This window comes from Wolbachia endosymbiont of Glossina morsitans morsitans (genome assembly GCF_000689175.1).
Classification (GTDB): domain Bacteria; phylum Pseudomonadota; class Alphaproteobacteria; order Rickettsiales; family Anaplasmataceae; genus Wolbachia; species Wolbachia pipientis.
Genome location: NZ_AWUH01000192.1, coordinates 1 through 11,404, shown reverse-complemented (window position 1 = coordinate 11,404; position 11,404 = coordinate 1). Strand labels below are relative to the sequence as shown.

5 protein-coding genes and 2 pseudogenes are annotated in these 11,404 nt (G+C 35.5%); 1 reads left to right on the top strand and 6 read right to left on the bottom strand.

Going from position 1 to position 11,404, the window contains the following annotated elements; translation table 11 throughout:
- The coding region (locus tag WGMM_RS05010) for a tRNA-dihydrouridine synthase (RefSeq protein WP_038250940.1) at positions 1-390 on the top strand (390 nt) is incomplete at its 5' end.
- Positions 391-396: 6 nt separating this feature from the next.
- Here the strand turns inward: WGMM_RS05010 and WGMM_RS05005 are convergent.
- The 6 genes and pseudogenes from WGMM_RS05005 to nusG all read right to left on the bottom strand — a co-directional run.
- Entirely contained in the window at positions 397-8,898 is an 8,502-nt protein-coding gene (locus WGMM_RS05005; RefSeq protein ID WP_038250938.1) for a DNA-directed RNA polymerase subunit beta/beta', read from the bottom strand.
- Between the two features lie 58 nt (positions 8,899-8,956).
- Positions 8,957-9,358: a 50S ribosomal protein L7/L12 gene (gene rplL / locus WGMM_RS05000; protein WP_038250936.1), complete on the bottom strand. Its 402-nt coding sequence runs from the start codon at positions 9,356-9,358 to the stop codon at positions 8,957-8,959.
- A gap of 26 nt (positions 9,359-9,384) precedes the next feature.
- Positions 9,385-9,895: pseudogene (gene rplJ, locus WGMM_RS04995) on the bottom strand (50S ribosomal protein L10).
- A gap of 12 nt (positions 9,896-9,907) precedes the next feature.
- Positions 9,908-10,561 (bottom strand): 50S ribosomal protein L1, encoded by a 654-nt coding sequence (gene rplA / locus WGMM_RS04990; RefSeq protein WP_038250934.1) that lies wholly within the window; start codon positions 10,559-10,561, stop codon positions 9,908-9,910.
- Positions 10,562-10,565: 4 nt separating this feature from the next.
- Positions 10,566-10,997: an uL11 family ribosomal protein gene (locus tag WGMM_RS04985; protein WP_038250932.1), complete on the bottom strand. Its 432-nt coding sequence runs from the start codon at positions 10,995-10,997 to the stop codon at positions 10,566-10,568.
- A 2-nt stretch (positions 10,998-10,999) separates the two neighbouring features.
- Positions 11,000-11,404: pseudogene (nusG, locus tag WGMM_RS07265) on the bottom strand (transcription termination/antitermination protein NusG); the annotation flags it as partial.

The window sequence follows — 11,404 nt, the reverse complement described above, 5'->3', positions numbered from 1 at the left end:
GTGAAAATTCCAGTTATAGTAAATGGTGATATTAAAAATTTAAATGATATTCAGAATGCTCTCAAAGAATCTGGAGCAGACGGAGTGATGATAGGTCGTGGTGCCTACGGTAAACCTTGGCTGATTAATCAAGCAATGAACTTTCTCAGTGGAAGTGAAACTTCTGAGCCAACAGCTCCAGAGAGATTAAGCATCATACTCGAGCATTACGACAATATTCTTGAGTACTATGGAAATGACACAGGAATAAAGATGGCCCGCAAACACATAGGTTGGTACAGTAGCGGGTTTCCAGGCTCATCTGAATTTCGTGTGAGAGTAAATTACATGACAGATAGCACAGAAGTGAAAGAAAATATTACTGGCTTTGTTGGTCAAGAGACGCACTAGCTGTACTCAATTCGACTGATCGTATGCCACTACGCACTCTTCCTCACCAGAGTGTAAATGACAACCATTATCCATCAACCATTCCTCGTCATAAGTTTCAATATCAAAATATTTTTCATATTTATCCACATTATCACAAAGTGAAAGTGCTCTGATCTTATTCATAATCAAACCTGTACCAGCAGGAATTAATCTTCCTACTATAACATTTTCTTTTAATCCACTTAAAGGATCACTCTTCCCGCAGAATGCTGCTTCTGTAAGTACTTTTGTTGTCTCTTGGAAAGAGGCAGCAGAAATAAAGGAGCTAGTTTCAAGACTTGCCCTAGTAATCCCCTGCAGAATAGGAAGATAACGAGTAGGCCGTTTGCCAGAGTTACTCATAGCATCATTTTCCCTATCAACTTCCAGCTTGTCAATGCTTTCGCCAACCAAGTACATAGTATCACCAGGATCAGTAATTTCCACTTTTTGTAGCATTTGTTTTAAGATCACCTCTAAATGCTTATTGTCTATACGAACACCCTGCAATCTATAAACTTGCTGTATTTCAGAAATCATATAGTGCGCTAAAGCTTCTAACCCAAGCACACGTAAAATATCATGGAGATCAGGGTCACCATCCATCAATAGATCACCTTTACGTACAAAATCACCTTCATTGACTATTACATGCTTACTTCTTGATACCAAATATTCAACTGGAGAAATTTGTTCATCTACAGGTTTAATTAATATACTGCGTTTTCCTCTACGGTCTTTTTCAGAAAATGCCACATAGCCATCTATCTCACTAACAATAGCATGCTCTTTAGGACGACGTGCTTCAAATAACTCTATAACCCTCGGTAAACCACCAGTAATATCACGAGTTTTAACTGACTCTCTTGGTGTTCTTGTAATAACATCACCTGCATGAACCTTCTGGCCATCTTGTACATTGAGCACTGCACCGATTGGTATAAAATAACATGCTTCAACGCCACTTGCGAGTGTCATTACTTTACCATTATCGTCAAGCAGCACAATACGAGGACGTAAATTAGCTCCACCAGAATGCAATCTCCAGTCTTTTACTACTTTGCTTGATATTCCTGTAGATTCATCCATCACTTCAGTGATCGAAATTCCATCTTTTAAGTCCTGATAAGACACTGTACCAGTCTTCTCCGTGATAATAGGCAATGTATAAGGATCCCATTCCGCAACTTTATCGCCAATTTTTACTGACCCACTCTCATCTACATAAAGCTTAGCGCCGTAAGGTACACTGTGCTTCAACTTCTCACTACCAAGGCTATCAATCAACACGACTTCACAGGAACGGCTTATCACAATTTTATTTCCGTTTCTATCTATAATTATATTACTATTGTTTAACTTTATTTTAGCATTAATAGAAGCTATAATATTCGAGGATTCAACGCCTCTAGTCATTACTCCACCTATATGAAAAGTACGCATCGTTAACTGAGTACCTGGCTCTCCAACAGATTGAGCAGCTATAACACCAACTGCTTCACCTATTGAAACAATTTTACCAGTTGCAAGGTCTCTTCCATAACATAAAGAACATACACCAGGACTTATTTCACAAGTTAAAGGCGATCTAATTTTTACAACATCAAGACCTGCAATGCTGATTTGCTTTACTTTATCCTCATCAATTAATTCCCCTGCTTTTACTAATAATTCTTTTGTCACTGGGTTATATATATCATTTGCAGCTGTTCTACCCAGCACAACACTCTCTAGAGATGCAACTATAGTACTTCCTTCAACTGTAGCTCTCACAACAAGACCATTTTTTGTTTTACAGTCATGCTTTGTAACTATGCAATTTTGAGATACATCAACTAAACGACGAGTTAAGTATCCAGAGTTTGCAGTTTTAAGTGCAGTGTCAGCTAAACCTTTACGCGCACCGTGAGTAGAATTAAAGTATTCAAATACGTTCAATCCTTCACGGAAATTAGAAATTATAGGTGTTTCTATAATCTCACCAGAAGGTTTGGTCATGAGCCCTCGCATTCCTGCTAGCTGTTTCATCTGTGAAGTAGAACCCCTTGCACCAGAGTTAACCATCATATACACTGAGTTGTACTTGCTATTTCCATCATATATAGATATTGCTTTTAACATATCATTAGCTATCATATCCGTACACTTAGACCATTCATCTATAACCTTGTTATACCTCTCACTTCTAGTTATTAGCCCATCTTGATATTGCATAGAGAATTTCTTAATTTCACCCCTCGCGTGATCAACATGTGTAGCTTTAGTTTCAGGTATAACCATATCACAACGACCAAAAGAGACACCAGAAAATGTGGCATACTCAAAGCCAAGTACCATTAATTTATCAGAAAATGCCACTGTAGCACTTTGACCACAGTTACGATATACTAAATCAACTATACCAGTTATTTCCTTGACTGTTAATATCTGATTTATTAGATCGAAGCCTAGACTCTCATGCTTAGGAAAAATTTGCCATAATATTAAACGGCCAGGAGTTGTACAAACAGTTTTATAGTGAGTTTCACCGCTGCTATTAATATACTCCATCCTATACTTTATACTAGAATGAATATGTAAAGTACCATCACTCAAGGAATGCTCAACTCCACAAAAAGCACCAAAAGATGGTAAATTATCTTCCTTAGGTTCTTGTAAAGTCAGATAATATATACCAAGTACTATATCTTTACTAGGAACTATAATCGGTCTGCCATTAGAAGGACTTAAAACGTTATTAGTGGACATCATCAACACCCTAGCTTCAAGCTGAGCTTCCAATGAAATTGGCACATGCACTGCCATTTGATCACCATCAAAATCAGCATTAAACGCCGTACAGACAAGCGGATGAAGCTGTATTGCTTTGCCTTCAATAAGGATTGGCTCAAAAGCCTGAATACCAAGTCTATGTAGCGTAGGCGCTCTATTCAACAAAACAGGATGCTCTTTTATTACCTCTTCAAGCATATCCCAAACTTCTGGTTTTTCTGCTCTTATCAACTTACTAGCAAACTTAATAGTTGGAGCCATACCATACATCTTAAGCTTTGAGTAAACAAAAGGTTTGAATAGTTCAAGAGCCATTCTTTTTGGTAATCCACACTGATTTAGTTTCAAAGTTGGACCAACAACTATTACAGAACGTCCAGAGTAGTCTACCCTTTTTCCTAAGAGGTTCTGGCGAAAACGACCCTGTTTTCCTTTTAACATATCACTAATGGACTTTTTATATCCAACAGCACCAGCTTTATTTACCAAAGTATTACGACGACTATTATCAAAAAGAGAATCAACTGCTTCTTGTAACATCCTTTTTTCATTACGAATCATAATCTCAGGAGGATTTAAGCTCAACAATTTCCTCAACCTGTTATTTCTATTAATAATAGTCCTATAATGATGATTCAGATCAGAAACTGCAGGACGACCGCTCTCAAGCGATACCAAAGGACGCAAATCAGGTGGTAAAATAGGTATAGTTGTAAGTATCATCCACTCAGGCCTATTTCCAGATTTAATGAAGTTTTCAACAATACGCAATCTCTTTATAATTTTCTTCCTTCTTATCTCAGAAGCAACAGATTCTAATTCTAGTCTTAAATCCTTCCTAATTTCATGTAAATCAATGCGCGTTAGCAACTCTCTTATAGCTTCAACACCTTGCATAGCTACAAAACTATCGATCCCATAGCTATCTTTAGCTTCATTATAAGCTTTTTCACTAATAATCCCACCTTTCTCAAAAGGCGAAACAAGAGGATCTATTACGATATAATTATCGCTATATAAAATATTCTCAATATCTCTGAGAGACATATCCAATAATGCTCCAATTCTTGAAGGAAGCGATTTCAAAAACCATATATGAGCAACAGGAGATGCAAGCTCTATATGACCCATCCTTTCTCTTCTTACTTTAGAAGATGTAACTTCTACTTCGCATTTTTCGCATATGCGACCTCTGTGTCTTCTTTTTTTGTATTTTCCACATAAACGTTCATCGTCATTGACAGGGCCAAAAACCTTAGGGCAAAATAATCCACCTTTCTCAACTTTGAACGTACGATAATTTGCAGTTTCTATCTCACTACAAGATATACGCTTAATACTTTCAGGGCTAACAATCGATATGCTAACCTCATTAAAAGATTGTGCAATGTTAGTGTGAGATATATCTTCAATCACTACATCATTTTGCTTTAAATCTACATTTAAACATAAAGAACGTAGTTCTTTTATCATCACATTAAAGGATTCAGGAATTCCACATTCAAAATTACTGTCACCTTTTATTATCGATTCATAAATCTTAACTCTACCATTAATATCATCAGACTTCACAGTTAACATTTCCTGCAAGGTATAAGCAGCACCATAGGCTTGTAATGCCCAACATTCCATTTCACCAAAACGCTGACCACCAAAATGAGATTTTCCTCCAAGAGGTTGAGTAACCAAACTATAAGGCCCTACTGAACGCGCATGAATTTTACCATCAACCAAGTGGTGCAACTTAAGCATGTACATGTAACCAACTGTAACCTTGCGGTCGAATTTTTCACCACTGCAACCGTCATATAATACAGCTTGTCCAGAGTTATCTAAACCAGCAAGTTCAAATAATTTTGCTATTTGTTCATCTTTTGGACCCTCAAATACAGGTGCAGCAACAGGAACGCCATCACGTAAATTGCGTGCAAATTCAATGAGATTATTATCACTAATATTACGAATATCATTACAGATAGATACGTTACTGCCATAGCTATAAACCTCAATCAGGAAGTTACGTAAATTGCTGTATGAACTTTTACAAGAGTTCAAATAGTTCTCTACTAACTCATTCAACTCGTCATTTAGTGCATTCTTATTAGGTGTATTTAAAACAGAAGCCGTTATTTCATCATCATCAATATTTTCAATTTTTTTATTATCAAGGTATGCTACTGCAAATTGTGTAAAATTATCATCGTTAAGGGACCTAATTCCCTTGCAAAAAGCACTTTTGATCTTATTGATCTCATCGAGAATATTACCTACCTTTTCCCCTAATTTCCTACAAGCCCAACCTACATGCGTTTCCAGTATTTGCCCTACATTCATTCGTGAAGGAACACCAAGAGGGTTAAGAATAATATCAACAGGAGTACCATCTTCCAAATAAGGCATATCTTCCACTGGCACAACTCGAGAAATCACACCTTTATTTCCATGTCTACCAGCCATTTTATCCCCTGGTTGCAGACTATGTTTCACAGCAATGAAAACTTTTACTGACATCGACACACCTTGAGGCAGGTCATAACCTTCATGTAATTTTTCTACTTTTCGCTTAAACTGTGCTATTGCATGTGATACTTTTTCATCAAAATCTTTTTTTAAGCTCTTAACTTGCTCAGAAATGGATTGGTTTTTTAATCCTACACCCCACCATTGCTCACGTTCAATAGAGTCAAATTTTTCTCGATCTTGAGAACCAGAATTAATAAGAAGTTTCTTCAGTTCATCATAGAAATATTCACTAGTAACATTGATTATATAATCTCGCTCTTCCTCAAAGTCATTTATCTCTTTTTGTTTGATGAGTAATGCCCTTTCATTTTCTTCAACCCCCCTACGTGTAAAGACTTGTACATCAATTACTGTCCCTTCAACATCTGGAGATGTATATAAAGAGGAATCCGCACAATCGAATGACTTTTCACCAAAAATTGTCATTAATAACTTCGTTTCAGGAGGCAATGAAAGAGAAGGTTTAGGTGTAACTTTACCTACCAGAATATAGCCTGGACCAACTCTTGTACCAATTTTCACTATACCACTATCATCCAAGTGATATAGATTTTCTTCATTAACACCAGGTATAGCACGAGTTATTTTTTCTGATCCTAAAGGGGTATCATGTACAACACAGTCAAATTCTTCTATATGAATAGAAGTAAAGAGATCTTTTTTAACAACTTCACTAGAAATAATAATAGAGTCTTCAAAATTATAACCTTGCCAAGACATAAAAGCGACTAGCAAATTTTTACCAAGCGCCAACTCACCACTGTTAATTGCAGGACCATCAGCTATTACATCACCCTTTTTAACATAATCACCTACGCACACTAGCGGTCTTTGATTAATACAAGTATTATGGTTAGAACGCTGAAATTTCCTTAGATGATAAATATCTACGTCCAAGTAGTTAACCCTTTCTTTATCAAAAGCACGTATAACTATAGAGTTACTATCAGAACTATCAACTATGCCATCGCGTTTTGCTAAAACTACAGCACCAGAGCCAGAAGCTACAAAAGACTCCATACCAGTAGCAACCAGAGGAGCGGTAGGCTTCAATAAAGGTACGGCCTGACGTTGCATATTTGAGCCCATTAATGCTCTATTAGCATCATCATTTTCTAAAAATGGAATCAAGGAAGCTGCAACCGATATTACCTGCTTAGGAGATACGTCAATGTAACTAACTTGGTCGCTACTTACCATGACGAAGCTACCAGCATATCTACAGTATAGCATGTCATCAACAAAGCAATTATTTTCATCAAGCTTTACGCTAGTGTCAGCTATATGATGTGAGCCTTCGTCTATAGCAGAAAGATACTCAATTTGATCAGTAACAACCCTATTGACTACTTTTCTGTAAGGGCTTTCAATGAAACCATATTTATTAATACGCGCGTATATAGCTAAGCTGTTGATTAACCCTATATTTTGCCCTTCAGGAGTCTCAATAGGGCAAATTCTTCCATAATGAGTTGGATGAACATCACGCACCTCAAATCCTGCCCGTTCTCTTGTTAAACCGCCAGGACCTAACGCGGATAACCTTCTTTTATGTGTTATTTCAGATAATGGATTAGTCTGATCCATAAATTGAGATAATTGAGAAGAATTGAAGAAATCTCTTAAGACATTAGTTAACACTTTTGGATTAATAAAATCAGATGGAGAAACTTTATCTAAACTAGAAGTGGACATAGAATCAACTATTGCGCGTTCCAATTTCAACAACCCAGTTCTAAATTGATTTTCTATAAACTCTCCAACTGATCTTACTCTTCTGTTTCCTAAATGATCAATATCATCTACAGATCCTTGACCGTCACGTAACAATACTATTTTTTTCACAATTTCAATAATATCTTCATGCGTTAAAACAGTTAAATCCTCATCATAATTTAATCCAAGGTAAGAGTTAAGCTTCAACCTACCAATGTTAGACAAATCATAATATTCCGGACTGAAGAAAAGATTACGGAAAAACTCTTCTACTATCTCTAAAACAGGAACTTCACCAGGACGCAAAACTCTATATATTTCATATAGCGCATCCTGATAAGACATGTTTTCATCTAAGAAAAGCGTATTTAATATATAAGGTCCAACAAACAAATTATCTATGTTCAACACTGATATTTCATCTACAGATAATAACTCAAGCTTCTTTATGTCTTCCAGCTTTATAGATTCACCAGGAGATAAAATTTTCGTAGAGCTAGCACTATCCATTAAATCTTCTGCGAGGAATAAACCACATATAGAATTAAAAGGAACCAGATACTCTTTCAATTCATTATCATATAGCTTTTTAGCTAGTCTTGAGGTAATACGAACGTTAGCTTTAAGCAGCACATTACCTTCAATATCCATTAAGTCGAAAGGCAGCCTCACTCCTTTAAATTTATCAGGAACAAAAGGCACTTTCCAACCATCTTTATGTTTTACATACTTTATTTTCTCATAAAATCTATCGAGTATATCATTATTTGATAGACCCAACGCCTTTAATAAAACTGAAATTGGCAATTTTCTTTTTCTATCAACACGAAAATACAAATGGTCTTTAACATCAAATTCAATATCAAGCCAAGAACCCCTATAAGGAATAATTCTAGCAGAATAGATCAATTTACCAGAATTGTAAGTTTTTCCCTTATCGCTATCAAAAAATACACCAGGAGACCTATGCATTTGTGAGACGATAACTTTTTCCACACCATTAATGATGAAAGTGCCCTTATCAGTCATCATAGGCAACCCACAAAAGTGGACTTTCTGCTCTTCTATAGATTTTACAACGGTTGCAAGTTTAGAATGATCTCCACTCTCTTTAATCGATTTATATTCATCAAGAGAAATACCATCCTGCATAACAACAAGACGTATAGAAGCAATAACCTGAGCAGAAAAAGTTACACCACGCTTTATACACTCAGATTCATCATACTTAGGATCATCTACCCTACAACTTATAAACTCAATAGTAGCCCTACGCAAAGGATCATTTATTGGAAAGATTGTATGAAAGATAACTTCAAGTCTTTCATTACCCTTATTCTTAGGAGTAAAAGAATCATATGATTCTTTTTGAACCTTAACCAAATCCAATAAAGAATCTTTTAAATCAATCGACCTAGAATAAGAAACTCTAGGAACAAAAGCACCAGAAGCGTACATATAAGAAGAATCAACCATTTAAATACCCCAAACTAATTAAAAGAGCTATATCAATATAAAATTAATACATTAAATATTATTCAAGCTCCACTTTAGTTGCTCCTGCTTCAATAAGTTTTTGCTTGATTTTTTCTGCTTCGTCTTTAGGAACATTAGCAGTCAAATCTTTAGGTAAAGATTCAACCAACTCTTTTGCTTCTTTTAAACCCAATGTAGAATTAACCTCTCTCACAGCTTTAATAACTCCTATTTTTTTACTCGCATCAATTTCTTTAATCACAACTTTATACTCAGCTTTTTCTTGAGCAGCAGGAGCAGCAGCATTATCACCAATAGGCGCCCCAGCACCAACAGCTCCACCAAGAAAAGAACCACCAGGCACCCCTATTTTCTCTTCTAAAACTTTTACAAGTTCAGAAGCCTCTAATAGGTTTAAAGATAATATTTTATCAACCAAATAACTTGTTACATTACTCATAATTACCACCTTACTTAACAACAAATTTATTTTTTAGAACTATAATAATCCCAAACTCTCATAAGCCTCATGGAAGATGAATTAATAGACAACGCTAACCGAGCAGGAATATATTAAACGCATAATTTTAACACGCAATTAATCCAGAGAAGGCAACTTAGCCAGTTTATTAACATCTTCCACTGTTAACAATTCATTTAAATGAGCTGCGCAAATCACAGACATTTTTTCTTTGTTAGCATTAGTAAAATCAACTATTAATTTTGCAGCTTCTACTATGCCACTAGAGTATATAATAGCAACAGGACCGGAAAATTTGCCTGATAAATAAGATAATTTACCAGTCCTTTCCAAAGCCAAGCGCGCTAGAGTGTTTTTAACTACTAATACCCCACCTGCTATAGACTTCAGACTATTCCTCAGAGTTAATGAATCATTAGCATTTATAGATTTAAAATTTACTAATATCAAGAAATCATTATTTACAAATACGTTTATTGTGCTCTGTATAAATTCATCCTTATCTTTACGCTTCACGGTATCACTCCCTTAAATTATATCTTCCACTTTGCCTATCTTATAAGCTTTACCCATAGTTGAATTTGAAAAAACACCCTTAAAGTAAATTCCTTTCGCAGAAATAGGTTTGTTATCTTTAATTACTTTAAGAAAGGCTTTTAAATTTTCCAGCAAGTCATCAATATCAAATTTAATATTTCCTAATTTACCATGAATAACACCATTTTTATCTGTCTTAAATTTTACCTGACCAGACTTAATGGTTTTAATAGCTTCTGCAATGTTAGAAGTCACAGTACCAAATTTAGGGTTAGGCATCAGCCCTTTAGCACCCAATACTTTTGCAATAGGAGTGATTTTTGCCATAAAATCAGGAGTAGTAATGCACCAATCAACATCTAACTTTCTACCTTTTTTTATTTCTTCAACTAAATCCTCTCCTCCTGCAATATCAGCACCAGCTTTTTCAGCTTCTAATAAATGTTTATCTTGAGCGAAAACAGCTACTTTAATATTCTTCCCGATACCTTTAGGTAAAACTACTGTACCACGCACCTGCTCTTCAGATTTACGTGAATCTACGCCTAAATTGACCGCAATATCAACTGATTCATTAAATTTTGCTGAAGCAGACTCATTAATCTTCCTCAAACACTGCTTAGGATTATCATTATATGTATAGATTTACCTAACCTTCCACAACTTCTATACCCATAGATTTTGCAGTGCCTACAACCATTTTCACTGCTGAAACTTCATTATCCACTTTCATATCAACCATCTTGCACTTTGCTACTTTAATTATAGCAGACATAGGTAATTTAGCCACTAATTCTTTACCAGAACTTTTACTTAATTTAGCCTCCTGCTTAAGTAAATAAGCCACAGGCGGACCGCTGACAGTAAAATCATGAGAGCGATCATCCTTTATGGAAATTCGCACTGTTACTAAATCGCCTACTTTATAATTAGCGTTAGCAGCACTAGTAACTTTATTAAAAGCTTCACAAAACTTAGGAACAGATATACCACGTGGACCAAGTACTGAAGCAATTTTCGGTCCTGGAACTGCTTTCCCAGCTTCCATAAGTAAGTTAATCTTAGCAACTATAACACTCATAATTAATCCTCTATTTTCTCTACTTGAGCCAGATCAAGCTCTATTATTGTCGGCTTACCTAAAATCGATACTTCCACATTAATAATTTTTTTCTCATAGTTTACCATATTTACCTTACCAGTAAAATTTTGAAAAAGACCATCATTAATTTTCACTTGTTCACCTTTTTCATAACCATAACTTCTTTGTCTCTTGAGCATTATAAAGTGCATTAGACATTGAGTGAATCTCATCATCCAAAATCACCTTTGGAATATTACCGTTTTTCAAAAATCCATAAACCTTAAGAGATTTTGGTATATTATTGATAAAATTCAATACTTCATCGCATAAATTCACGTATAAAAAGACATAACCAGGAAAGCATTTCCTTCGCGTAGCAATTTTCTTAGATTTCAACACTACTT

Coding starts and splice junctions, on each gene's coding strand:
- WGMM_RS05005 (WP_038250938.1), bottom strand. CDS start 8,898: ATGGTTGATTCTTCTTATATGTACGCTTCTGGTGCTTTTGTTCCTAGA.
- rplL (WP_038250936.1), bottom strand. CDS start 9,358: ATGAGTAATGTAACAAGTTATTTGGTTGATAAAATATTATCTTTAAAC.
- WGMM_RS04985 (WP_038250932.1), bottom strand. CDS start 10,997: ATGAGTGTTATAGTTGCTAAGATTAACTTACTTATGGAAGCTGGGAAA.